Origin of the sequence: Polymorphobacter multimanifer (assembly GCF_014205635.1) — a bacterium.
GTDB lineage: Bacteria > Pseudomonadota > Alphaproteobacteria > Sphingomonadales > Sphingomonadaceae > Sandarakinorhabdus > Sandarakinorhabdus multimanifer.
In genome coordinates, this window is record NZ_JACIIV010000001.1 from 1 (window position 1) to 22,556 (window position 22,556).

The following is a 22,556-nucleotide window of genomic DNA, read 5'->3' on the forward strand; positions in this document are numbered from 1 at the left end:
CAAAGGGACAAGCCTAACCAATGGCCGGGTTTTACACCGCCCTCATCGACACGCCGCCGACGATCCAATGGCCTGGTTTGTCACCGCCGTGCACACAGGTGCGTGCATCGGCGCGAAAGACGTGCTGACGCCAATCAGGATGATGCGCAACACGATCGGGACGATCACCGATCCGCATACGGCATGGATGCTGCTGCGGTCGTTGGAGACGTTGGAATTGCGGATGACCCGGGCGGGAGAGAATGCAGCGAAGGTGTGCGAATTCCTGCGCGCCCACCCCAAGGTCGAACGGGTCGGCTATCTGGGATTTCTGGAGCCGGGCTCGCGGCAGGCGGATATTTTTGCGCGGCATTGTTCGGGAGCGGGGTCGACCTTCTCTGTCATCGTGAAGGGGGGTGAGGCGGAAGCGTTCCGACTGCTCGACAATCTGCGCCTGGTGAAGCTGGCAGTCAGCCTTGGCGGGACCGAGAGCCTCGCTTCGCATCCGGCGGCGATGACGCATCTGTCGGTGGCGCCGGCGCGCAAGCTCGAACTGGGGATCACCGACAATCTGGTGCGGGTGTCGATCGGTGTCGAGGATGCTGACGATCTGGTTGCCGATTTCGAACAGGCGCTGGAGGCTGTGTGACCGTGTTTCGGGTGGCGTGATGGGCTTCCCATGCGAATAGCTGAGCGTGCGTGCAGCGACTTGAGCTTGCCGCGATGCCCATCGTGACCTGTATTGCCGCATGAACAGCAGCTTGCGGCGCTGTTCATCCGGTGCGCATCGCGGCCATGCGATACCGGGTCCATCAACAAGGAGATGGACCATGAAGGCACTGACGATAGGGGTGGCATTGGCGGCGATGTCGCTGACGGCGGTTCCGATGGCATCGGCAGCGGCACAGGGTCGTCCCGACATTCGCGAAGGCAAGCGGGAGGTGCGCGAGGAGAAGCGCGATCTTCGTCAGGCAAAGCGCTTCGGATCGCAGCGTGATGTGCGCGAGGAGCGGCGTGATGTGCGCCAGGCGAAGCAGCAGGTCCGTGAGGATCGCCGCGATTGGCAGCGGGGCAAGAACTACAACTGGAATCGGCCCGATCCGCAGTTCGGCGGCTATTACCCCGAGAATTATTATCGCGAGGGCGGCAACAATTATCGCCCCATTGCGCTGGGTTCGAACGATCGGATCTATCGTGGGCGCGACGACCGCTTCTATTGTCGGCGCAATGACGGCACCACGGGCTTGATCGTGGGGGCGCTGGGAGGCGGCGTGCTGGGCAATGTGATCGCACCAGGTGGTTCGAAGACGCTTGGATCGGTGTTGGGCGGTGGCCTTGGCGCCGTGCTCGGTCGAGCGGTCGAGCGGAGCAACATCGTCTGCCGCTGAGCATGAGAAGCGATTGATCGATTGCGGCGATGGCGTTCAGAAGGGATTTCTTCTGGACGGCATCGCCATGTGGCATAAGATGGTTTTCAACGAAAAAGGAGGAAATCTCATGGCGAAGACTTCGAAAAAGACCAGTGCCGATGTCGGTGTCGATCTGGGCATGGCGGACAAGCAGCGCAAGGCGATTGCCGAAGGTTTGTCGGTGCTGCTCGCCGACACCTATACGCTTTATCTGAAGACTCACAATTTTCACTGGAACGTGACCGGGCCGCAGTTCAACTCGCTGCACCTCATGTTCGAGGGGCAATATACTGCGCTGGCACTTGCTGTTGACGAGATTGCCGAACGCATCCGTGCGCTCGCAGAGCCGGCACCGGGCAGCTATTCGGCCTATGCGCGGCTCTCGACGATCAAGGAAGCCGATGGCCTGCCGCCTGCGGAAGAGATGGTGCGGATCCTGGCCGACGACCAGCTTGCAGTAGTGCGTACCGCGCGCGCGATCTTCCCGCTCGCCGATGAAGCCGGTGACGAGCCGACCGCCGATCTCCTGACACAGCGCATGCAGGTGCATGAAAAGACGGCATGGATGCTGCGCGCCAACCTGCCGGTCTGATATGTGACGCATTGATGCAAAAGAGGCTGGGGCGTTGCCTCAGCCTCTTTTTGCGTAATTCTGTTCGACCCATTGGCGGTAGCTGCCATCCATGATGGCGCGCCACCAAGGCTCATTGGCGAGATACCAGGCGAGGGTTTCGGCAAAGCCGGTGGTGAAATCGCGCGCCGGTTCGTAGCCGAGTTCGGCGCGGGCGCGGCTGCAGTCGATCGCGTAGCGGCGATCATGGCCGGGACGATCGGCAACGAAGGTCTTCAGGCTGTCGGTGGGCATGCCGCTCGCGGCCGGGGCATCGGGGAAGCGGGTGGCTAGAGAGGCGTCGGCGGCGAAGCTGGCGTCGATCGCGGCGCAGAGCGTGTCGATGACGGTGAGGTTGGGGAGTTCGGCGCCGCCGCCGATGCAATAGGTCTCGCCGCTGACGCCATTGGTGATCACCGATGCGATGCCGCGGCAATGGTCCTCGACGTGCAACCAGTCGCGCACCTGTTGTCCATCACCATAGATTGGCAGCGGGCGGCCGTGGAGCGCGTTGATGAGGAAGAGCGGGATGAGCTTTTCGGGGAATTGATAGGGGCCGTAGTTGTTCGAGCAGTTCGAAGTGGTGACATCGAGGCCATAGGTGTGATGCCAGGCGCGCACGAGATGGTCCGAGCCCGCCTTGCTCGCCGCATAGGGGCTGTTGGGGGCATAGGGGGTGGTTTCGCAGAACGCCGGGTCGCTGGGACCGAGCGTGCCGTACACCTCGTCGGTGGAGACATGGTGGAAGCGGTGCGGCGTGCCCGAGCCGGCGAGCCAGACGGTGCGGGCGGCGGCGAGGAGGTTCATGGTGCCGATGATGTTGGTATCGACGAAGGCGGCCGGGCCGTGGATCGAGCGATCGACATGGCTTTCGGCGGCGAAGTGGACGAGCGTGTCGATGTTGCGATCGCGCAGCAGCGTTTCGACCTGCGCCTGATCGCGGATATCGGCGACGATCAGCTCGGCGCTGGTGCCATCGAGGCTGCGCGGGTTGCCGGCATAGGTGAGGCTGTCGAGCACGGTGATGATGCTGTCCGGGTGCAGCGCCTGCCAGTGATGGACGAAATTGGCGCCGATGAAACCGGCACCGCCGGTGACGAGGAGGCTTTTGGGGGTCATGCCATGTCCTTGAGGCAGGCGCGAAGTTCGGCGCGCCAGTGTTGCGGAATGCCGGTGATGGCCCAGGTCGCGGTCTTGTCGAGGACGCCATAGGCGGGGCGCTGTGCCGGGGTGGGGTAATCCTCGGTGCGGATCGGGATGACCGGCACGGTGCGGGTGAGCAGGCCGAGGGCCAGCGCTTCCTCCTGGATGGCGACGGCGAAATCATACCAGCCGGCAGTGCCGGCATCGGTGAAATGGTGGAGGCCGCGTGCTTGGGCGGCGATGAGCGCCCAGAGGGCCCGGGCGAGGCTGGCGGCATGGGTGGGGGTGCCGAGCTGGTCCGCCACCACGCGCACCTCGTCGCGCTCGCGCATCAGGCGGAGCATGGTGTGGACGAAATTGGCGCCCTGGGCGGCATAGACCCACGCGGTGCGGACGACGAGCGATTGCGGGTGCGCGAGTGCTGCCTGCTCGCCGTGGAGCTTGGTGATGCCATAGGCGCCGAGCGGGTTGGGCGCTGTGTCGGGCGCGATCGGCCGGTGCGCGGTGCCATCGAAGACGAAATCGGTGCTGACATGGACGAGGGCGCGGGCGTGGCGGGCGAGGATGGCGACGGCCCCGGCGTTGATACGGTCGGCGCGCTCGAGCTCGGCTTCGGCCTTGTCGACCGCGGTATAGGCGGCGGCGTTGATGACGATGTCGGGGGTGTGCGCCGCAATGGTGGTCGCGACGGCATGCTCACTGGTGATGTCGAACTCGGCTTCGGGCGGCGCGATGATGGTGACGCCGGCGGGGGCGCTCGCCTGGAGGGCACGGCCCAGCTGGCCGGCGGCGCCGCTGATGAGCACCCTCATGCGAACACCTCGGCATGGGCGAGCGTGGGGGCTGCGATGTCCTTGGCCGAAAGCTGGGGGGCAGCGCCGGTGTCGGGCCAGGCTATGCCGATTTCGGGATCGTTCCAGGCGAGCGAGCGGTCCGAGGCGGCGTCGTAGTGCGTCGTCACCTTGTAATGGAAATCCGCCACGTCGGAGAGGGTGAGGAAGCCATGGCCGAAGCCGGGGGGGATCCAGAGCATCTCGTGGTTCTCGTCGGAAAGTTCGAGGCCGAACCATTGGCCGAAGTGGGAAGAGCTGCGGCGGAGATCGACCGCTACGTCATAGACGGCGCCGCGGCCGACGCGGATGAGCTTGCCCTGCGGGTTGGCGAGCTGGAAGTGCAGCCCGCGCAGAACGCCACGCGCAGAGCGGCTGTGATTGTCCTGCACAAAGGCGATATCGAGCCCGGCATCGCGCATGGTGCGGGCGTTCCAGCTTTCGGTGAAGAAGCCGCGGGCGTCTCCGAATACCCTGGGCTTGAGGCGGAGCACGCCGGGGAGCGGAGTCTCGATGATCTCCATGGTCAGCTTTTCGGATTGCCGCGCAGCGCCCGATAGACAACCGGCGGGATCCAGTCCGCGAGCATGTGGCGGCGCATCACCTGCCAGTCGGTCTTGTCCTGGCTGCCGGGGCGCGGCTTAAACACGGTGGTTCGATCGGGCACGGCATCGAGGCCGGCTTCGGGGGCAGTGTAGTAGTAAAGTGCAATCGAGCGGCGGGCGCGATCGGGCGGGCAGGCGATGGGATCGGGCACGCCGTGGAAGCTGTCCAGATCGGTGTTGAACACTACGGCGCGGCCCATTAGCGGCAGGGCCGAATGCACCTTGCGGCTCATGTCGCGCGTCCAGAGCTCGAGCGCGCCGTTCCATTCGGGCGCCCAATCATCGTTGAGGTAGATGAGCAGGTTGATGCGGCGCAGCACGTTCATCGGCTTGTGGATGTTGAAATCGGCATGGACGCCGAGATGGCCGCCGGCGCGGGTTTCGTGCAGGCCGCCGCCGATGAAGTGCGGGTCGGCGATCAGCTTGGGAATGCTGGTCATGTTTTCGAGGAAGCGCAGCATCGGTACCGAGATCATTTCGGAGAGGAATGCGCGCAGCCGCGGCGTGTGGAGGTTGACAGGTTGCCATTCGAACTTGAGACGCTCCTGCGAGCGCTCATAGCCGATGCGCTCGCCCGAGGATGGCCACTCATCGAGCAGGCTGCGCAACAGCGCGCCATCGATGAAATTGTCGAGGATGATGTGCGGGAAGGGCTCGGCGTTGGCATAGCGTTGGTGGAGCGCGGTGCCGGCGGCAGCGGCCTGCTCGACATCGAGCATGAAGGCCCCGGCATCGACATTGAGCATCGTTGTCGTCAGCACCGGTGCTGCTGTGGTGGCATGCGGCTGGGTGAGCGTTTCGGTGGTCATGGCGTCTCTCCGGGGGTCAGCGAGCGGTTTCGAGCTGGCGTAGCAGATATTCACCATAGCCCGATTTGCGCAAGGGAGCAGCAATGCGTTGCAATTGTTCGGCATCGATGAAGCCCTGCCGCCAGGCGATTTCCTCGGGGCAGCAGATTTTGAGGCCCTGGCGCTGTTCGACGATGCGCACATACAGCCCGGCATCGAGCAGCGAGGCGTGGGTGCCGGTATCGAGCCAGGCGAAGCCGCGGCCCATCAGCTCGACATGCAGGCGGCCGGCTTCGAGATAAAGGCGGTTCAGATCGGTGATCTCGAGCTCGCCGCGGGCCGAGGGCTTGATGTCCTTGGCCAGCCGAACGGCGTCGCCATCGTAGAAATACAGGCCGGTGACAGCGAAATTGGATTTGGGGACTGCGGGCTTTTCCTCGATCGAGACAGCGCGGCCTTCGGCATCGAAGGCGACGACGCCATAGTCCTTGGGGTTGCTCACCGAATAGCCGAAGACGGTGGCGCCATCTCCACCGCGCGCATCGGCGCTGGCGAGCAGCTCGGGCAGGCCATGACCGTAGAAGATATTGTCCCCGAGGATGAGCGTGCTGGGGCGATCACGGACGAACTCCGCACCGATGTGATAGGCTTGGGCGAGGCCGGCGGGCTCGGGCTGGATGGCGTAGTGGAACGCCATTCCCCAATCGGCGCCATCGCCGAGGAGTGCGCGAAAAGCCGGCTGGTCGGTGGGGGTGGTGATGATCATCACCTCGCGGATGCCGGCGAGCATGAGCACCGACAGCGGATAATAGATCATCGGCTTGTCATAGACCGGCATCAGCTGCTTGGAGACGGGCTTGGTGAGCGGATAAAGCCGCGTGCCCGAGCCGCCGGCGAGGATGATGCCGCGCCGGCCGGTATGTGCTGTGGTCATGCGCGTGTCTCCATGGGTATCAGGCCCGGCCTTGCAGGAAGCGACGGACGAGCCCGGCGAAGGCCTTGATCTGCGAAGGCAGTGGCTCGCCGCGCGCAGCTTCGGCCAGATGGTTGCCGGCAAAGCGCGGGCGCGGGCGGCCGACGGCGGCCATGGCAGCGAGGCGCGCAAGCAGCTGGCGCTTGCGGCGCGCCTGGTGCGGCTGCATGCGGATGATCTCGGTGATGGCGAGCGGCGTGGTTTTGATGGAACCGGCCATGCGGGCGGCATCGAGGATGGCGGCGCCGGCCGGGGTGCGCGCCATGATGAGGCTGCGGCCCTCCTGCTCCTCGAAGCTGGGGTAGCCGCGCTCATCGCCGTACCATGCGTCCGCTGCGGCGATATCGGCATGGCCGCCAACGGCATCGGGGCAGATCTTGCAGCGAAACTGGACTTCCTTGGAGAGGATCTGGCCCCAGCTGTCGGCGTAGCTCATGCGCTCGCTGCTGCCATCCTGGCGGGTGGCGGTGGCATAGCCGGGCCAGCCGTCACCGCGGTAACGGAAGGTGGCGACGTCATTCTCTTCGACGCCGAGGCGCTTCAGGATGCGGCGGGTGCCGGCAGCGCTCGGAATGCCGGCGCAGAAGAAGGCGAGCATTAGCGGCACCTTTTCGGCGACGCGCGGATCGGTGCGGGCGCGGGCGCGGAGTGCCGCCACGTCGCAGGGCTTGCCAACGAAAGCGAAGCGGCCGGGGCGGGCGAGCCATTCCTCGATCCGTTCGAGCGGCGCCGAGGCGGTGTAGCGCGAGCCGGCGGCATCGGCGACCTCTGCGGCATCGGTGGTGGCGCGGGTTTCGTTGGCGAGCGGATGGGCGGGGTCGGCGCCGGTCTGGACCACGAAGTCGACAAGGCCGCTGTCCATGGCGTGGATGAGGAGCGCTGAAATGGCGCCCCCCGAGGAGGCACGATAGCGCAGCGTATCATCGGTGGCGTAGCCGGTCGCGACTTCGATGGCGGGGCCCCAGAGCGCGTCCTCCACGGGGGCGGCAGGGGTAGGATCGACGATCAACCCGGGGCAGGCATCGGCGATGGCGGTATCGGTTTGCGCAGAAATCGGGGCGTGCTGCTGCGGGCGCAGATAGCCGGGCGGCTGCATGGCCATGGTGATGGCTTGCGGCGCCAATGCTGCGCACAGGCCGCAGCCCGAGCAACTGTCGGCGCGCGAGACCCGGGCGAGCGCCTTGCTCATCGCTTTAGCGCGGCTTCGAACTGCCGCACGAGTTCATCCACATAGGCATTCAATGCTGTCTCGATGCCTGGGCCGGCGCGGGCGATATCGGCCGCGAGATCGGCGCGGTTGTGGAAGCCGCCCATGATGCGGGCATACGCCTCGTCGGTGCCCATGCCCTTGGCGTTGACGAGGTGCGGGTAGTTCAACCCGGCGTAGAGTCCCTCGAACTTGTTGCTGTACGAAATCGGCACCACCGGCACGCCGCTCGAGAACGCTGCGATGGTGGCGTGCATGCGACCGCCGGTGAGGAAATCCAGCCCCGAAATATAGGATTTGGCCTCCGACGGGGAGGCGAAGTCTGGCGCGCGGATGGTGGCGGGAATTTCGGCATGGAGCTGGTCAATGGCGCGGGCATCGTCATCGCGCGGCATGTGCGGCGCATAGACATGCGCGATGAGATGCACTTCGACATTTGGCAGGGCGAGAAAATCAGTGACAAGGCGGCGCGTGAGAGCGCCGAAATCGAAGCCGAGCCCATATTCATTGTCGGTGACATGGCCCCCGGCGAGCATGAGACCCGACACCGAAAAGCCGACCTTGATCTTGGCATCGGGCGCGCGCGTGGGCCGGGTGAAGGGCAGGGCGAAGGCCACATCGATGACTTCGCTTACTTTCGCTCGGGGGGCGATGCGGCGGGTGAGGGCGAGGCTGATGGGATCGCGCGCGAAAACATGCGCGGCGCGGGTGCAGATCCAACCGGAAACGCGCGTGTGCGGTTGGCGGCTGAACGGCCCGATGGTCTGTGGGGACAGCACCAGCGGCACCCCGGCGATGAGCGGCACCAGCTTCGAGCCGACGATATAGGCGAAGCGCTTGTCGGGGTAGATGTCGGTGAAGCTGTCCCCGCCGCCGATATCGAGCATAATGTGCTGGGCGCGCACATCGGCGAGATAGCCACGCGGCGACGCCATGTAGCGGCCATTAATGGTGCGGTGGACGATATCGGGACCGGTGACATAGGGCGTGCCGGTCTCGCGTGGGCCCAAGATAGTAAAGCGTGGGGTCAGGCCCATCCGGTCGGTCGCGCGACGGATGAGCACGATGTTCCCGACGGTGAGCGCACCGACCCCGAGATTGCCCGCTGCTTCCGAATGCCAGGGGAGCCCGATGTTGATGATCGTCACGTCAGTGCTCCTGCCCGGTTTTTCGGGATGCGCTCTGGCTTCGGTTCGATTGCCAATACATGCCGGTGCGGCATGAAGGCCGCACCGGCTTATCGACGCGCGCTCGGCTCAGCCGATGGCGGCGCTCGTGGCGTCGTCGGGGTTGACCGTCCGCGGGGCGGGGCGGGCAGCCTGTGCCGGTGCTGGTGCTGCGCCGGCCGGCCGGTTGAGCAGCGTGGGATCGGGCGGGCCGTAGTTCTTGGCGTAGACGATCTTGGGCTTGTAGGCCGCTTTCCAGCGCTCGAGCTCGCTGGCCAGCCGCTTCTGCACCGCCTGCTGCTGGAGCACGACTTCGGCGTAGCTGATGGCGCGCTCGCCGGTGAAGGGCTGAACCTTGGTTTCGATCACATTGTTGACGAACACCACCTGGCCGATGGCGTTGGGCGGGGTGTCGATGAACATGAAGGGTTCGGGATTGGGGGCGCTGGCGATCCGCGTCACTTCAGAGGTCAGCTTCGGATTGATCGTGAGCGAATCGATCTGCTGCGGGGCGCGGCGATATTCGATGTTGGCATCGACGAGGATGCGCTCGACCTCGTCCATGGTCTTGGCGCGGGCGAGCGGCAGCCGCTCGAGGTTTTGCGGACGCAGGAACTGGATCTGATCGAGGGTGAAGATCCGGCGATCGGCGAAGACCTGCGGATTGTCCTCGACGAACTTCTGCGAGGCTTCGCGCGTCGCACGCGGCACCTGGCCGGTGACTTCGGACTGCAGCGCCTGGACCAGCAGGCTTTCGGAAGCGCGGGTCTGCGACAGCAGGAATTCCGGACGCGCATCGAGCTTCATCACTCGAGCTTCGTTGGCGAGCATCTTGCGTTCGATGACGCGGGCGAGCGCCACCTGCTCGAGCAGCTTGCGCGGCGTGTTCTGATCGGCACGGACCTGGGCGAGCTCGGCGTTGAGCTCGTGGATCGTGACTTCCTTGCCGTCGACCGTGGCCACCACCTGGCCATCGGGCAGATCGGCAGTCTTGTCGCAGGCGGCGAGGCCGAGGGCCAGCAGCGAGACAGCCAGCAGCCGGGTGGACGAAACACGCATATGATCTGACCCTTTCAGAAATTCGAGCGAGACGCGCTTGTGCTCACCATGCGCGCTAGCCCTTAGGATGAAAATGCCCGGCCGAAAAGAGCGCGCGAAAGGCTTTCTGCCTTGGCCGGCTGGCCACGGACGAGGCGGCGCCCGATGAGGACGAGCGTAAGCAGCCAGTGCAGGGGCAGCAACAGCGGATAATGGCGCCCGATGAAGGCGAGACGCGAGCGGTTGAGCCAATATTCGGAGAAGCTGCTGCGCTGGCTCTTCGTGCCCGACGAGCCGATCGAGCCGCCCTCCTTGTGAAACACCTGTGCTTGTGCCGCCCAGGCCGTGGCAAAGGCCTCGCGGCCGAGGCGGCGATTGCGGACCGCCCAGTCGATTTCTTCATAATAGAGGAAATAGCTATCCTCCATCAGCCCGACGCGCTCGAGAAAGCCGCGGCTGACGGCGAGGCTCGCGCCGAGGATGAAGTCGACCTTCGGCAGGATGGCGTCGGGCGTCGGAACCGGCGTGGCGGGATCACCATGGCCGATTCCGCGCGCCTGGCCGGTGAGCGCCGAGAAGCGGTTGCCTGCCCAGGCCTGCACGGTGTCCGGCCGGTGGTAGAAGCGGACAGTGGTGCCGGCCATGCCGATGCCGGGTGTTTCGGCCATCGTGCGATCGAGGATGGATGCGGCATCGGGGGCGATGACAGTGTCGTTGTTGAGGAGCCAGATGTGGCGGACGGCCGGATCGGCAAGCAGGAGCCGCATGCCGATGTTGTTGCCGCCGGCAAAGCCGAGGTTGGCGCCCGACTGGACGATGGTGAGCGATGCTGTCGCGACGGCGCCGGCGAGAGCCTCGGGCAGCAGGCACTCGTGCGCGATGGGCTTGGGCAGTGGCGGCTGGCTGAAATGGGCAAGGGCGGGATTGTCGACACCGGCCTCCACCGCGCCGCGCGCCCAGGCGGCGATCCGGGCGAAGCTGTCGTCCGGCGAAGCATTGTCGACGACGACGACGCGGACGGCGCAATCGGAGCGGAAGACCGATTCCAGGCACTCGATGCTGTCCTGCCAGCGGCCATAGTTGACGAGGACGATGCCGAGCGGCGGAGTGGCGCTCATGCCGCGCAGCGGGGTGGCGCTCATGCCGCGCGGTTCCAGTGATCGGCGCCCGAGCCGGCGGGGTTGGCGGCGACACGGAGCATCTCGGCGGCGCGAAACATGCGGATGGCGGCGAGCACGCCGACGCCGCGCAGCCGGTTGCCGACCCCGTGGACGCGAGGGCTCGTGACCAGCTTGACGGCTTCGACGGGCACCGAGAGCAGCAGTGCCAGCGCGCGCACATACCAGTGGAGCATCGGGCCTTGTCGCTCGGTCCAGTCGTGGCGGATGTGCCGCTGCCATTTGCGCTTGAGTGCCGCCATGTCTGGGCGGGCGGGATGCAGGACATGCATGGCGGGCACGAAGCGTGTGGCATGGCCGGCGGCATGGGCGCGCTTGCCCCAATCGAGATCCTCGGCGATGTCGATTCCGCCAAAAGGGCCGATCTTGGCGTGCAGCGACCGAGCTGTCGCCAGATTGGCGGTAACGGAAAACTGCTTGGCTTCGATGTACATGCGCTGGCGGAAGCCGAAGACCGCCTCATAGGCCTCGATCCCAGTGAGGCGTGCGGGATCGACGAAATCGATGGTGATCTCGCCGCCGGCGGGATGATCCGGATCGGCTTCGACCGCTTCGACCGCTGCCTGCAGCCAGCCGGGAGCGGCGCGGCAATCGGCATCGATGCAGACGATGGTGGCGGCGCTGGCGGCGGCGATGCCGGTGTTGCGGGCGTGGCCGGGGCCGGGGCGGGCCTCCCGAAGGAAGCGGACGGCGGGGAAGGCGGCCTCGACGGGCGCCAGCGGCCTTGACGAGCCATTGTCCACGACGATGACCTCGAAGCTGCCGGTGTCGAGGACCTGCGCCAGCACGGATTGCAGGCAGCGAGCGAGAAGATCGGGGGTGTTGAGGTGCGGGATGACCACCGAGGCCCGGGGCTGCGGGCAGCTCATGTCGGCTGCAATGCAGCGAGACCGTCGGCAGTCGGGCGATAGGCGGCGTCGGGATGTGCGGCGACAAGGGCGCGAAGCTGGGCCTTGTCCATAAGCCACCAGCGCGAGGCTTCGAGCGCGGCGATGGTGGCGGGGTCGAAGCGCTGGCGGATGGGTTTGGCGGGCATACCGGCCATGACGGCATAGGCGGGCACGTCGCGGGTGACGATGGCGCCGGCACCGATGATGGCGCCGCGGCCGATATGCTTGCAGCCCGGCAGGATGGTGGCGTTGTGGCCGATCCAGACATCGTCTTCGACGACCAGCCACTCCGCGGTCACGCGGTCGGCCGGGATGACGCCCCACCGGGCTTCGTAGAGATACGGGTGGGTCGTCAGGCTGTCCATCGGGTGGTTGGCATCGAGCACACGAACCGACTTGGCGAAGGAGCAGTAGCGGCCGATGCGCGTGTGCGGTGGCACGCGCCAGCGATCGAAGCAGCCATAGGAATAGAGGCCGACCTCGATCTGGTAGCGTTGCGCGAAATACGCCCGCAGCGCGAGGTTTTCATACTCGGTGCGCAGCCAGCGGCGCAGGCGAACCAGTTCGACGAGCCGGCTGATCATCTTCCGACCCCGGCTGGCTTCAGGGGGTCAGCCGCGCCAGCGCCGCGGAGATGAGCAGCAGTGACGACACGCCGGGATAGGCGAAACGGAAGCGGGCAGTGCCGCCCGCTTCGCTGCGCTCGAGCAGATTGTGCGGCCCGGCAAACTGCTTGAGCTCGCGCTCCACGAAGGCCGGATTGTTCAGGCCTGGCGTGATGTTGCTGCCCAGCTCGGTGATGACATCATCGGCGGAGAAGAAGCCATCGGCCGAGCTGCCGGCGCGGGCTGCGGCGATGAGCAGCGGCCAGTTGGCGCGGGCATCTTCGCGGGCGAGGTTGACCTGCACCCGGCGTGGCAGCGAGGCGTTCCAGTCGTTGAGCACGCGCTCGACGGCGGTGCGGCCATGCTCGGGCGACACGACATCGCGGCGCTGGTCGAGCGCTGCCATGCCGGCGGCGTGCGATAGCAGCCGGACCAGATAGGGGGAGCCGCCGGCCATGGTGGTGATCATGGTGCAGGCTTCATCGGAATAGCGGATGCCCGCCGCCGCCTCGCCGATCGCCAGAAGTTCCTTCACTTCGGCACCGTTCAGCGGCCGCATCGGCAGGCCGACGATGTTGCGTCGGATGGACGGGGCATAGCCGATCAGCTCGTCGAGGTTCTGGGCGACCCCGGTCAGCACCAGCTGCACGCGCGCGGCACGGTCCGACAGGTTCTTGATGAGCTCGGCGACGTCGCGGCGGAAGTTGGCATCGACCACCCGGTCATACTCGTCGAGGATGATGAGGACGCGGGTGCCGATGACATCGGCAAGAACATCGGCGAGCTCGCGCGGGCCGAAATGATCGGGAAGCATCGAATCGAAGTGATCGCCTTTTTCCGCATCGGCCGAGTTGGGCAGCACGCTGCTGTGATAGAGGCGGGGGATGCGGGCGCAAAAGGCCTTGAACATGGCGCTGAAGTCGGCGTCCGACCCGCAGCTGCCGTAGAGGACGAGATAACGGGCCTCGCGGGCGGTCTCGGCGAACACATGGGCGAGGCTGGTCTTGCCGATGCCGCGCTCGCCGTAGATCACGACATGGACGCGGTTCTGCTCGACGGCGGTGATCAGCTGCCCGAGCGCATCGTGGCGCCCGGCGAACACGTCGCGGTTGATGACCGGCTGCGATGCCCCGAGCGCGTCGCGCAGCGCCAGCTTGCGGCGGGCCATTTCGGAATCGTCGCCACCCTCGACATCGTCCGATGCGCTGGCCGAAAAGCGCGGCAGCGTCTGTCCACGGCTGCGGTCTTCCGGCTCGCGCCACAACTGATCGAGGAAAGCGGGGCGTTGCAGGTCGGCCGGCGCTATCGGCTGGAAAGGTTCGGTGTTGCCCGACGCAACCGCATCGTCGCGGTTGGCAGGCTCGACTGTGGTCTCGGCATCGTCCGCACGAAACCAGCGTTTCCAGATCATTCTGACACTCACTCGAATGGTTGCCGGCCGATGACGGCCAGGGATCTTTGGCTGATGCAGTTCCCTTTTGCGCATTCTGGCGCTTCGGGCAATGGCTGATCACCTTCGACTGCTGCCGACACGGGCCGGAACAGACATGGCGCAAGGCTTGTCGACGGTTCGATTCGGCGCAAAGCGTCACCGGTTGGCCACAAAGTTGATGGAAAGCTACTATTGCCGTCGTTCATTGGCGGGCTTGGCGTTGCGGGCAGGCGGGTGACCGTGTAGCAGCGCGACTGTCAGAAGCTGCATTTGTTGCGGGATAGTGTATTGCGAAAGAGTTTGCTGACATGTGCGGATGGAGACCAGGGAAGAGCTATGGCGATGTTGTTGCGTGCCGCCGTCGTTGACCCAGTGTCGATGACCCATCTTGTCATGCGTGGCGCTGCGGCCGGCTCGCTGCTGTCGCTGTTGTTCGCTGCGGTACCTGCCGCCGCCCAGAGCAGCATCGCCGATGACGATCCGCCGCTGCGCGATGCGGGTTTCATCGGTGTGCCGCAGCCGGAAGGCCGCAACTTCCTTCTCGCGGGCAGCTTGCGCACGCGATATGACACCAACTTCCGGCGGCAGACCGTGGCGCGGGGCGCTTCGCGGATCACGCCGTTCGTGGAAGCCGGGATCGGCTTGCCGGTCGGCCAGCAGCAGTTGTTCGTGGGGGGCACGCTCGGGCGCGATGTGTTTCCGGGCAACAGCCGCTTCAACCGCAACCGTTATTCGATCGGCGCCGGGGGCAATCTGCGCGCAGGATCGCGGTGCACGGCCAATGTCGGCGGGCAGTACAGCAGCCAGCAGTTGTTGCAGACCGATGTCGCCGACCTCGAGGACAATGTGCAGAAGCGCAGTACCCTTGGCGCCAGCTTCAATTGCCAGGCACCGGTGGGCATCGGCTTCGGAGCTTCGGTGATCCGCAGGGATGCCCGCAATGAGCGGGCGCAGCGGTCGCTGTTCGATTTCGACACGTTGAGCATTGCGCCGCAGATCAGCTATGCATCGCCGGTGCTGGGGACATTCACGCTCAGCGGCAGCCGGCAGCAGGTGCGCTATCCGAACCGCCTGGTGATCTCGCCCGATGGGCCCGAGCAGGACGGCGTCGACATCGACACCGCGCGCTTCGGCTTCAGCCGCGCGCTCGGCACGCGGCTCAACCTGTCGCTGGGTGCCAGCTACAATGATGTGAAACCGCAACCGGACGGGCAACTGCTGCTTACCGCAGTGCCGGGGCAGGTGGTGCTTGTGCCGCGACCCGGCTTCAAGGGTGCGGGCTTCGACGCCGGGCTGACGTTGCGGGTCGGCGCGCGGATGTCGTTGGCGGCCAGCGGTGACCGCTCGGTGTCGGGCGGCGGCAATGTGGGCAGCCTGTTCCAAGTACGCAACAGTTTCGGCATCGATGCCGATTATCGGCTCAGCCGCGCTTTGACGGCCGGGGTGGGCGGCCGGATGATCAACAACGATTATCGCGGCGGTTTCGCCTCGGTGGACGAGCCGATCAGGCGCATTTCGGACACGACCAAGCGTGTCTATGCGCAACTCGCCTTTTCGCCGACACCGCGTTATTCCATCAGCACCGAGATCGGGCACCAGACGCGTGATTCGAACCCGGAGCTGTTCAGTTTCAGCAACACCTTCGGGATGTTGCGCATGCGCGTACAGCTTGGCCGCGGATGAAGACCGGTATGAGAAGGATGATTGCAATGGCATTTGGCGTGCTGCGGAAGATGATTGGGGCGCTTGCGCTGCTGGCAGGGTTTGCCGGCAGCATTGCAGTGGCGCAGCCGGCGTCGCCAGGCTATCGGCTGGGGCCTGACGATGCGATCCAGGTTGTCATCTACGGGCAGCCCGAGGCCGGGATCACCACGCGCGTGAAAGCTGATGGCACGATCGTCATGCCGTTCATCGGCAAGGTCGATGTCGACGGGCTGACCAACATCGCCTTGGCCGAGCTTATCACCGAGCGCATGGTGGCCGGCGGCTTTCTTCGCCAGCCGGTCGTCAATGTGGAAGTCACCCAATATGTCAGCCGCTCGGTCAATGTGGCGGGCCGGGTGAGTTCGCCTGGCATCATCCCGCTCGACCGGCCCTATCGCGCGCTCGAAGTGCTGTTGAAGTCGGGCTGGATCCGCGAAAATGGCGCCACCTATGTCTATCTGCGGCGGCGTGGCCAGGCCGAGGTGCAGCTTGCTGTCGAGGATCTGGTGCGCGGTTCGGGTGACAAGGATCCGCTGCTGCAGCCGGGCGACACGATTTTCGTGCCCGACGCCGACAATTTCTTCATTTACGGGCAGATCAATCGTCCCGGCAGCTTTCCGATCCTTCCGGGCATGACGGTCCGCCAGGCGTTGGCGATTGCCGGCGGCGCAACGGCGACCGGCTCGGTGAACAAGGTCGGCTTGCTGCGTGGCAACGCCAAGGAAGTCGATGCCGACCTGGCGGACATTGTTCGGAAGAACGATGTGTTTGTTGTCAAGGAACGCCTGTTCTGATCGTGGTTTCGGCCCGGTTTGCAGTGCTTGAGGATTTCTTCGGATGAGCTTGATTCAGTTTCTGAATATCCTGCTGGCAAGGCGGATGATCGTTTTCGTGACGTTCGTCACCGCCGTGCTGGCGGCTGCGACGGTGGCGTCGCTGCTGCCGGCGCGATACGAGGCCAAGGCCCGCGTGCTGATGGACATCGTCAAGCCCGATCCGGTGACGGGGGTGATGATCTCGGGGCGTGACCCGCGCTTCTACATCCGCAGCCAGGTCGAGCTCATCCAGGATTACCGTGTTGCGACCGACGTTGTCGAAAAGCTTGGCTGGCCGAACAATCCCTCGGTGATCGCGGCCTGGCAGAACGAGACCGGCGGCATCGGGGACATTCGCCGCTGGGGCGCGCAGCGCATCATCGCCAATACCAGTGCTGCACCCGTCAGCGGCTCCAACATCATGGAAATCTCCTATCAGGCGCCGACGCCCGAAGCGGCGCGCACGATCGTGACGCTGCTGCGCGAAGCCTATATCGAAGGCAGCCTGCGCTTCACGACGGACACTGCCGGTCGCAATGCCGAATGGTATCGCGAGCAGACCGATCGCGCACTGGCGGCGCTCACCTCCGCCGAACGCGCCAAGAGTCGCTTCGAGCAGGAGCAGGGCATCGTCATGACCTCGAACGGCGAGGCCGAGACGGCGAAGCTGGCCTCGCTGCAATCGGCACTTCTCGCGGCGCGGAGCAACCAGGGTACCCAGCAGTTCGCGGCGGCGCAGCAGGCGACGATTTCGCCGGTGGTCGACCAGCTGAAGATCCAGCTTGCCACGCTCAACGACCAGATGGGGCAGGCGGCTGCCACGCTCGGCACCGAGCATCCGAGCTACAAGGCGATGATCGCCCGGCGCGAGCTCCTCAACGGCCAGTTGTCACGCGAGACGGCATCGGCGCGCGCGGCGGGTGCTGCGCAGAGCAACGTTTCGCGGCAATCGATCGCCCAGCTCGAGTCCGAGTATAATGCGCAGCGCACCAAGGTGCTCGGCATGAAGGACACGCTCGACCGGCTTGGCCAGTTGCAGCGCGAAGTCGAACAGCGGCGCACCCAGTATGAGAATGCGGCTGCCAAGGGCGCCGAGCTTCGGCTGCAATCCAACCTTTCCGAAGGGGCGCTGGTCATTCTTGGCGATGCCATCGGCGACAACAGCCCCGCATTTCCGAAATGGCCGCAGGTGATCGGCTTGTCGGCGGCCTTCGGGCTGGCGTTGGGCGTGGTGCTGGCGCTGTTCATCGAGCTGATGGCGCGGCGCGTTCGTTCGCCCGAAGACCTGCGTTTTGCAGCTGGCGCGCCGGTGATGGCGGTCATTGCCGATACCAAGCGGTCGGCCTGGCGTGATCAGGGTCGGCGCTGGCTGTCCCGCCGCGGCCTGGCGATCGGCAATCTGAGGCCGGCGGAGTGAACATGACTGACGACCAGAAGCGCGGCGCCGAGGCTGTGCCGCAATCCTCGCCCGATACGGCAGCCGGCACCGGACCCGAGCAGGTGGATCGCGCCGCAGCAGCATCGACCGTCGAGGGAGCCGCAGCCGAGCCACGTGGTCCGGTGTGGCTGCCACCGGAGCAGCATGATGCGATTGCGGCGACGCTCGGCGGGCGTGGCCCGACGGTCGCTGACGCGGCACTCGATGATGTTGAAACGAGCGCTGCCGAGGACGGGAAGGCGACGGCTGCCGGTGCTGCGGCATCTGACGGGAGTTCCGCCACCGGGGCGGGCGCTGGCGATGGCAGCGGCAGCAGCCGGAGCGAGATGGTTCGCGGGGGCGGCGCGGGTGCCGACACCGGTGGTGCCTTCATCAATGATGGCTCGCAAGGCCAGGATGATCCGATCCGCGATACGCTGTTGCAGCTCGGCTACCTGTCCGAAGACCAGTCCGCGCGCGTGACTGCGCATGCCGTTGCGCGTGGCCTGGCGTTTGACCAGGCAGCGCTCGAGCTTGGCTTCATCACCTTCGAGGATCTTGACCGGGCGCGCGAGCAGCTGATCAACAGCCTTGCACAGACCACGGCGCGGCGACGCCCGGTGTCCGACGAGCTGGTGGTGATCAGCGATCCGAGGGGACTGCGAGCCGAGGCCGTGCGGTTGCTGCGCACCCAGGTGATCGCGCAGCATATCAAGGCTGGCCGTCGCGGGCTGGCGCTGGTGTCTCCGGTGGTGGACAGCGGATGCAGCAACCTGGTGAGCAATCTTGCCGTGGCGCTTTCGCAGGTGGGGATCAAGACCCTGCTCGTCGATGCCAATCTGCGGGCACCGCGCCTGCACGAGATCTTCGGGCTCGATGCCGATGCGCCCGGGTTGACGAGTTATCTCTCGATGCAGGTCAGCCGGCCGGAGCGGGTGGTGCAGGCCAATGTGTTGCCGAGCCTCGCGATCATCACGGCGGGGCCGACGGCGTCGCGGCCGCAGGAACTGCTGTCCAGCCGACGCTTTCGCGATGGCGTCAACATGCTGTTGCGCGAATATGATCTGGTGCTGTTCGACACACCGCCCGCGAACAGCAGCGCCGACGCGCTGACGATTGGTGCGGCTGCCGGCTATGTGATGCTGGTGGCCCGCCGTGACCAGGCGTATTTCAAGGACATTTCGACGCTTGTCGAGCAGTTGCAGACATCGCGTTGCCCCTTGATCGGCTCAGTCCTGAACGAGTTTTGACGATGGCGACGCTCGCTCCGCGGCAAGGTGTGGACTGGTCGGTGGTCGTGCGCAGCCATTGGCTGCTCGTGGTCGGCGCGCTCTCGCTGCTCGTCCCGACGGTCTATTCGATGGCGAGGGGGCCGTGGTCGGTCGAGTCGGGGGTGCATGGGCCGATCGTGCTGGCGACCGGGCTCTGGCTCATCTATGGCCGGATCGACGAGATTCGCGAGCATATGCGGCCCGGTGCAGGCTGGCTGACAGGCCTGGGGATTGTCGTGGCGATCTGCCTTTATGGCTTCGGCCGGGCTTTCGACTTCATCAGCATCGAAGTGGCGGGAATGTTGCTGGCATTGCTTTCGGTCGCCCATGCCTATCTGGGGCTGGAGGTGCTGAAGCGGCTGTGGTTTCCGATCTTTTATCTCGGCTTCATCATCCCGCTGCCGAACTGGTTCCTCGATGTCGTGACCCAGCCGCTGAAACTGTTCGTGAGCGAGATCGTGACCGGCGCCCTTTCGAGCTTCGGCTATCCGATGGGGCGGCAGGGCGTGACGATCTTCGTGTCTACCTACCAGTTGCTGGTCGAGGATGCATGCGCCGGGCTGAATTCGCTTGTCAGCCTGTCGGCCATCGGGCTCTTCTATGTTTACATGCTGCGCGGCTCCAACTGGCGCTATTCGCTGCTGCTGCTGGCGCTCGTGCTGCCGGTTGCCATCGGGGCCAACATCGTTCGCGTGGCGGCGCTGGTGCTCATCACCTATTACATGGGCAATGCGGCAGCGCAGGGCTATCTCCACAACTTTGCAGGCATGGTGACCTTCGTGTCGGCGCTGCTGCTGATCTTCCTCGTCGACAAGATCCTGACTCCGGTACGCAATGCGCTGGCGCGGATGGAAACGCGGCAGGAGGGCCGTACCGCATGAACCGGCGCGACATATTGATGGGTGGCGCGATGCTGACCGCCTCGGGGGCGGCGCTTGCGCTGACCCCGCGAAACCGGCTGGTGCTGCTCGACGACGACCGCAGCCTGGAAGCAATCGTGCCGGCGAAGCTGGGCAACTGGACGTCGGCGCCTTCGGACGCCTTTGTGCTGCCCAAGACCGAGGGCAGCCTGTCCGACCGCATTTACAACCAGACGCTGACGCGGCTCTATGTGGCGCCCGATGCAATGCCGGTGATGCTGGTCATTGCCTATGGTGCCGTACAGAACGACCAGTTGCAGCTGCACAGGCCCGAAGTCTGCTATTCGGCAGTGGGGTTCGAGATTGCGTCGACCCGCGTCGAGACGCTCGATCTTGGCCGCAGTGCGATGCTGCCGCTGCGCGAACTCGAAGCGACGTCGACAACGCGGATCGAATCGATCGTCTACTGGACGCGCATCGGGGATGATCTGCCGACCGACGGCAGCTCGCAGCGCATGGTCAAGTTGCGCCAGCAGCTTTCGGGATATCTTGCGGACGGCGTGTTGGTGCGGCTTTCCACCGTTGCGCCTGCATCGCCCGAAGTATTCCGCGCGCTGGGCAGTTTCGCCACGTCCATGATCGATGCGATCGCTCCTTCGGATCGCGATGTGCTGATCGGCAGGCCGCTCGCGAAACTGATGCAGTGACCCTGAGCGAGCGCCCTGTCGGCAGCTCCGCCTGGCCAGGCGGAGGGAGGTCAGTCGTTGCGCTCGAACGGGCGCAGCGCATACCAGATGAACGCCAGGGTGCCGATGCCGAGGCCGATTGCAAGGGCGTGGTAGCTGGTGTCATCCGCCTTGATGGCTTCGTTGCCGAAATAATTGGTGACGGCGCAACCGACCGCTGCAACGAGATATTGCCACAGATGATCCTTGGCCTCCCCCTGGGAGCGCTGGAGGAAGAGAACGATCAGGCCGGCAAACACAAGAATAGTAAGCCAATCGTAAGCAGTTTCCATCGGTGTGATCCTAAAAGACCGGTGGTCGTTATACCAATATGCAACTCTTTGCGAACGACTTTTCGCGAGCAAGAGCGACGGGCCGCATGACGGACCGCCTGCCCGAGGTGGTGACCCCCGACGCCGGACTGCTGCATGGCGACCGGCCGGGCGTGCCGCTGGAATTCGCTGTCATCGTGCTGCGGTTGATCGAATTCGGGATCGTGCTGACGTCCGGCTATCTGATGGCGCTGCTGCTCGGCGAGCCCAGGCTCGGCGTGGACGGCGCGGTCTACGGGCGAGTGGTACTGCTGGGCGCGATCGTGTTCGCGACGCTGGCCGAGGCGATGGGATGCTACGATCTCGACGCGCAATTCTCGCTGCGGATCGTCTGGCGACGGCTGGCCGGCAGTTGGCTGATGACGGCGTTGTTTCTCATCACGCTCGGATTTCTGCTCAAGGCATCGGACGATGTGTCACGGGGATGGGCGCTGGCCTGGTTTTCCGGCGGTGGTTCGGCGCTGCTGCTGAGCCGTGCAGGGACGACGATCTGGGTGCGGCGGCTGAAGAACCGCGGCACGTTCAACCAGCGCGTGGCGATTTTCGGGGCCAGCATCCAGGGTGAGCGCTTCGCCAATTATGTGCTCAACAACAGCCGTTTGACGATCTCGCTTATCGGCTTCTTCGACGATCGGTCGGATGGCCGGGTGCTTGCTGCGCCGGCAGGACACAAGGTGCTCGGCAATCTGACGACACTGATGGCAATGATCCGCGAGGGCCGGATCGACCAGGTGGTGGTGGCGCTGCCCTGGTCGGCGGAAACGCGGTTGCAGCAGATCGTCAGCCGGCTGGCGCTCACCCCGGTGCGGATCCGGCTGGCACCGGACCTGGCGAGCTTTGCCTTTGCACGGCGGCCGGTGGTGATGCTGGGCGAAATGCCGGTGATGACGCTGTTCGAGCGGCCGATCTCGGGTATGGATGCGCTGCTGAAGCGTGCCGAGGACCTGGTACTGACATCGATCATCCTGGCGTTCCTGTGGCCGGTGCTGCTGCTGGTGGCGATTGCGGTCCGCATCGATTCGCCGGGACCGATCTTCTTCCGCCAGCCGCGCGAAGGCTTCAACAATCGCCAGTTCAAGGTGTTCAAGTTCCGGTCGATGTATCACGACAAGGGGCAGGTCGATCGCATTCAGCAGGCGAGCAAGCGCGACCCGAGGGTGACGCCGGTTGGCCGCTTCATCCGCCGCACGAGCCTTGATGAACTGCCACAGTTGCTCAACGTGATGCAGGGCGACATGAGCCTGGTGGGGCCGCGCCCGCATGCGCCGTCCACGCGCGCCGGCGGTCGGCTGTTTTCGGAAGTCGTTGCGAGCTATGCGGCGCGGCACAAGGTGAAGCCCGGCATCACCGGCTGGGCGCAGGTGTGCGGCTGGCGAGGCGAGACCGATACCGAGGACAAGCTGGTCAAGCGGCTTGAGCATGATCTGCATTATATCGAAAACTGGTCGTTGGGATTCGACCTGTATATTCTGGTGCGGACCGTCGGTGCTGTGGTGCTGAACCGGGAAGTGTTCTGAACGACGTGCTGTTTTGGCAACAACCTGCCAGAATGTGACAGTTTATGGCAATTTAGTTGTCC

The 22,556-nt window shown here is 65.2% G+C and carries 23 protein-coding genes; 10 read left to right on the forward strand and 13 right to left on the reverse strand.

Annotation, left to right across the window (positions count from 1 at the left end; translation table 11 throughout):
• The 3 genes from FHS79_RS00005 to FHS79_RS00015 form a co-directional block, all read left to right on the forward strand.
• On the forward strand, positions 1-628 hold a 628-nt coding region (locus FHS79_RS00005; protein ID WP_184193441.1), incomplete at its 5' end, for a PLP-dependent transferase.
• Positions 629-809: 181 nt separating this feature from the next.
• Positions 810-1,367, forward strand: coding sequence for a hypothetical protein (locus tag FHS79_RS00010; protein ID WP_184193444.1), 558 nt, complete (start codon positions 810-812; stop codon positions 1,365-1,367).
• A gap of 109 nt (positions 1,368-1,476) precedes the next feature.
• Positions 1,477-1,980 carry a Dps family protein gene (locus tag FHS79_RS00015; RefSeq protein WP_184193447.1) on the forward strand — a complete coding sequence of 168 codons (504 nt, stop codon included), beginning with the start codon at positions 1,477-1,479 and terminating at the stop codon, positions 1,978-1,980.
• A 39-nt stretch (positions 1,981-2,019) separates the two neighbouring features.
• On the opposite strand, the gene rfbB is transcribed toward FHS79_RS00015, so the two are convergent.
• The 12 genes from rfbB to FHS79_RS00075 all read right to left on the reverse strand — a co-directional run bounded on the left by rfbB (position 2,020) and on the right by FHS79_RS00075 (position 13,832).
• Positions 2,020-3,117 (reverse strand): dTDP-glucose 4,6-dehydratase, encoded by a 1,098-nt coding sequence (gene rfbB, locus FHS79_RS00020; protein ID WP_184193450.1) that lies wholly within the window; start codon positions 3,115-3,117, stop codon positions 2,020-2,022.
• Positions 3,114-3,953 carry a dTDP-4-dehydrorhamnose reductase gene (rfbD, locus tag FHS79_RS00025; RefSeq protein WP_184193453.1) on the reverse strand — a complete coding sequence of 280 codons (840 nt, stop codon included), beginning with the start codon at positions 3,951-3,953 and terminating at the stop codon, positions 3,114-3,116. Before rfbD ends, rfbB begins: the two co-directional genes overlap by 4 nt.
• Complete coding sequence (gene rfbC, locus FHS79_RS00030; protein WP_184193455.1) at positions 3,950-4,495, reverse strand: dTDP-4-dehydrorhamnose 3,5-epimerase; 546 nt, start codon at positions 4,493-4,495, stop codon at positions 3,950-3,952. The genes rfbD and rfbC overlap by 4 nt, the downstream gene beginning before the upstream one ends.
• A 2-nt stretch (positions 4,496-4,497) precedes the next feature.
• Entirely contained in the window at positions 4,498-5,385 is an 888-nt protein-coding gene (locus FHS79_RS00035; protein WP_243452533.1) for a 2OG-Fe(II) oxygenase, read from the reverse strand.
• A 16-nt stretch (positions 5,386-5,401) separates the two neighbouring features.
• Entirely contained in the window at positions 5,402-6,298 is an 897-nt protein-coding gene (rfbA, locus tag FHS79_RS00040) for a glucose-1-phosphate thymidylyltransferase RfbA (RefSeq protein WP_184193458.1), read from the reverse strand.
• Between the two features lie 19 nt (positions 6,299-6,317).
• Positions 6,318-7,526 (reverse strand): Coenzyme F420 hydrogenase/dehydrogenase, beta subunit C-terminal domain, encoded by a 1,209-nt coding sequence (locus FHS79_RS00045; RefSeq protein ID WP_184193462.1) that lies wholly within the window; start codon positions 7,524-7,526, stop codon positions 6,318-6,320.
• Positions 7,523-8,692, reverse strand: coding sequence for a polysaccharide pyruvyl transferase family protein (locus FHS79_RS00050; RefSeq protein WP_184193466.1), 1,170 nt, complete (start codon positions 8,690-8,692; stop codon positions 7,523-7,525). Before FHS79_RS00050 ends, FHS79_RS00045 begins: the two co-directional genes overlap by 4 nt.
• 108 nt (positions 8,693-8,800) lie before the next feature.
• On the reverse strand, positions 8,801-9,769 hold the full coding sequence (locus FHS79_RS00055; protein ID WP_184193469.1) for a hypothetical protein: 969 nt from the start codon (positions 9,767-9,769) through the stop codon (positions 8,801-8,803).
• A gap of 62 nt (positions 9,770-9,831) precedes the next feature.
• Positions 9,832-10,890: a glycosyltransferase family protein gene (locus tag FHS79_RS00060; protein ID WP_184193472.1), complete on the reverse strand. Its 1,059-nt coding sequence runs from the start codon at positions 10,888-10,890 to the stop codon at positions 9,832-9,834.
• The gene (locus tag FHS79_RS00065) at positions 10,887-11,795 is read right to left on the reverse strand and encodes a glycosyltransferase family 2 protein (protein WP_184193475.1); all 909 of its coding nucleotides are present in this window, start codon (positions 11,793-11,795) and stop codon (positions 10,887-10,889) included. Before FHS79_RS00065 ends, FHS79_RS00060 begins: the two co-directional genes overlap by 4 nt.
• A complete protein-coding gene (locus FHS79_RS00070) occupies positions 11,792-12,400 on the reverse strand; it encodes a CatB-related O-acetyltransferase (protein WP_184193478.1) in 609 nt (202 codons plus the stop codon). Before FHS79_RS00070 ends, FHS79_RS00065 begins: the two co-directional genes overlap by 4 nt.
• A gap of 19 nt (positions 12,401-12,419) precedes the next feature.
• Complete coding sequence (locus FHS79_RS00075; RefSeq protein ID WP_184193481.1) at positions 12,420-13,832, reverse strand: AAA family ATPase; 1,413 nt, start codon at positions 13,830-13,832, stop codon at positions 12,420-12,422.
• Positions 13,833-14,231: 399 nt separating this feature from the next.
• Between FHS79_RS00075 and FHS79_RS00080 the strand changes: the two genes are divergently transcribed.
• The 6 genes from FHS79_RS00080 to epsI are packed head-to-tail and all read left to right on the forward strand — an operon-like array spanning position 14,232 to position 20,627.
• Positions 14,232-15,536, forward strand: a complete 1,305-nt coding sequence (locus FHS79_RS00080; RefSeq protein ID WP_184193484.1) for a porin family protein — start codon at positions 14,232-14,234, stop codon at positions 15,534-15,536.
• A gap of 26 nt (positions 15,537-15,562) precedes the next feature.
• Positions 15,563-16,351: a polysaccharide biosynthesis/export family protein gene (locus FHS79_RS00085; protein WP_184193487.1), complete on the forward strand. Its 789-nt coding sequence runs from the start codon at positions 15,563-15,565 to the stop codon at positions 16,349-16,351.
• Positions 16,352-16,394: 43 nt separating this feature from the next.
• A complete protein-coding gene (locus FHS79_RS00090; protein WP_184193490.1) occupies positions 16,395-17,789 on the forward strand; it encodes a GumC family protein in 1,395 nt (464 codons plus the stop codon).
• A gap of 2 nt (positions 17,790-17,791) precedes the next feature.
• Positions 17,792-19,039, forward strand: coding sequence for a CpsD/CapB family tyrosine-protein kinase (locus tag FHS79_RS00095; protein WP_184193493.1), 1,248 nt, complete (start codon positions 17,792-17,794; stop codon positions 19,037-19,039).
• A gap of 2 nt (positions 19,040-19,041) precedes the next feature.
• Positions 19,042-19,941 (forward strand): exosortase V, encoded by a 900-nt coding sequence (xrtV, locus tag FHS79_RS00100; protein WP_184193496.1) that lies wholly within the window; start codon positions 19,042-19,044, stop codon positions 19,939-19,941.
• Complete coding sequence (epsI, locus tag FHS79_RS00105) at positions 19,938-20,627, forward strand: exosortase-associated protein EpsI, V-type (RefSeq protein WP_184193499.1); 690 nt, start codon at positions 19,938-19,940, stop codon at positions 20,625-20,627. The genes xrtV and epsI overlap by 4 nt, the downstream gene beginning before the upstream one ends.
• Positions 20,628-20,677: 50 nt before the next feature.
• On the opposite strand, the gene FHS79_RS00110 is transcribed toward epsI, so the two are convergent.
• A complete protein-coding gene (locus tag FHS79_RS00110) occupies positions 20,678-20,938 on the reverse strand; it encodes an XrtV sorting system accessory protein (RefSeq protein WP_184193502.1) in 261 nt (86 codons plus the stop codon).
• A gap of 86 nt (positions 20,939-21,024) precedes the next feature.
• Here FHS79_RS00110 and FHS79_RS00115 point away from each other — a divergent pair, with 86 nt between their 5' ends.
• On the forward strand, positions 21,025-22,494 hold the full coding sequence (locus FHS79_RS00115) for an undecaprenyl-phosphate glucose phosphotransferase (protein WP_184193505.1): 1,470 nt from the start codon (positions 21,025-21,027) through the stop codon (positions 22,492-22,494).
• Positions 22,495-22,556 lie beyond the last annotated feature (62 nt).

Excerpts from the sequence above, each read along its gene's own strand:
- FHS79_RS00010 (WP_184193444.1), top strand. The coding sequence starts at position 810 with ATGAAGGCACTGACGATAGGGGTGGCATTGGCGGCGATGTCGCTGACG.
- FHS79_RS00015 (WP_184193447.1), top strand. The coding sequence starts at position 1,477 with ATGGCGAAGACTTCGAAAAAGACCAGTGCCGATGTCGGTGTCGATCTG.
- rfbB (WP_184193450.1), bottom strand. The coding sequence starts at position 3,117 with ATGACCCCCAAAAGCCTCCTCGTCACCGGCGGTGCCGGTTTCATCGGC.
- rfbD (WP_184193453.1), bottom strand. The coding sequence starts at position 3,953 with ATGAGGGTGCTCATCAGCGGCGCCGCCGGCCAGCTGGGCCGTGCCCTC.
- rfbC (WP_184193455.1), bottom strand. The coding sequence starts at position 4,495 with ATGGAGATCATCGAGACTCCGCTCCCCGGCGTGCTCCGCCTCAAGCCC.
- FHS79_RS00035 (WP_243452533.1), bottom strand. The coding sequence starts at position 5,385 with ATGACCACCGAAACGCTCACCCAGCCGCATGCCACCACAGCAGCACCG.
- rfbA (WP_184193458.1), bottom strand. The coding sequence starts at position 6,298 with ATGACCACAGCACATACCGGCCGGCGCGGCATCATCCTCGCCGGCGGC.
- FHS79_RS00045 (WP_184193462.1), bottom strand. The coding sequence starts at position 7,526 with ATGAGCAAGGCGCTCGCCCGGGTCTCGCGCGCCGACAGTTGCTCGGGC.
- FHS79_RS00055 (WP_184193469.1), bottom strand. The coding sequence starts at position 9,769 with ATGCGTGTTTCGTCCACCCGGCTGCTGGCTGTCTCGCTGCTGGCCCTC.
- FHS79_RS00060 (WP_184193472.1), bottom strand. The coding sequence starts at position 10,890 with ATGAGCGCCACCCCGCTGCGCGGCATGAGCGCCACTCCGCCGCTCGGC.
- FHS79_RS00065 (WP_184193475.1), bottom strand. The coding sequence starts at position 11,795 with ATGAGCTGCCCGCAGCCCCGGGCCTCGGTGGTCATCCCGCACCTCAAC.
- FHS79_RS00070 (WP_184193478.1), bottom strand. The coding sequence starts at position 12,400 with ATGATCAGCCGGCTCGTCGAACTGGTTCGCCTGCGCCGCTGGCTGCGC.
- FHS79_RS00075 (WP_184193481.1), bottom strand. The coding sequence starts at position 13,832 with ATGATCTGGAAACGCTGGTTTCGTGCGGACGATGCCGAGACCACAGTC.
- FHS79_RS00080 (WP_184193484.1), top strand. The coding sequence starts at position 14,232 with ATGACCCATCTTGTCATGCGTGGCGCTGCGGCCGGCTCGCTGCTGTCG.
- FHS79_RS00085 (WP_184193487.1), top strand. The coding sequence starts at position 15,563 with ATGGCATTTGGCGTGCTGCGGAAGATGATTGGGGCGCTTGCGCTGCTG.
- FHS79_RS00090 (WP_184193490.1), top strand. The coding sequence starts at position 16,395 with ATGAGCTTGATTCAGTTTCTGAATATCCTGCTGGCAAGGCGGATGATC.
- FHS79_RS00095 (WP_184193493.1), top strand. The coding sequence starts at position 17,792 with ATGACTGACGACCAGAAGCGCGGCGCCGAGGCTGTGCCGCAATCCTCG.
- xrtV (WP_184193496.1), top strand. The coding sequence starts at position 19,042 with ATGGCGACGCTCGCTCCGCGGCAAGGTGTGGACTGGTCGGTGGTCGTG.
- epsI (WP_184193499.1), top strand. The coding sequence starts at position 19,938 with ATGAACCGGCGCGACATATTGATGGGTGGCGCGATGCTGACCGCCTCG.
- FHS79_RS00110 (WP_184193502.1), bottom strand. The coding sequence starts at position 20,938 with ATGGAAACTGCTTACGATTGGCTTACTATTCTTGTGTTTGCCGGCCTG.
- FHS79_RS00115 (WP_184193505.1), top strand. The coding sequence starts at position 21,025 with ATGACGGACCGCCTGCCCGAGGTGGTGACCCCCGACGCCGGACTGCTG.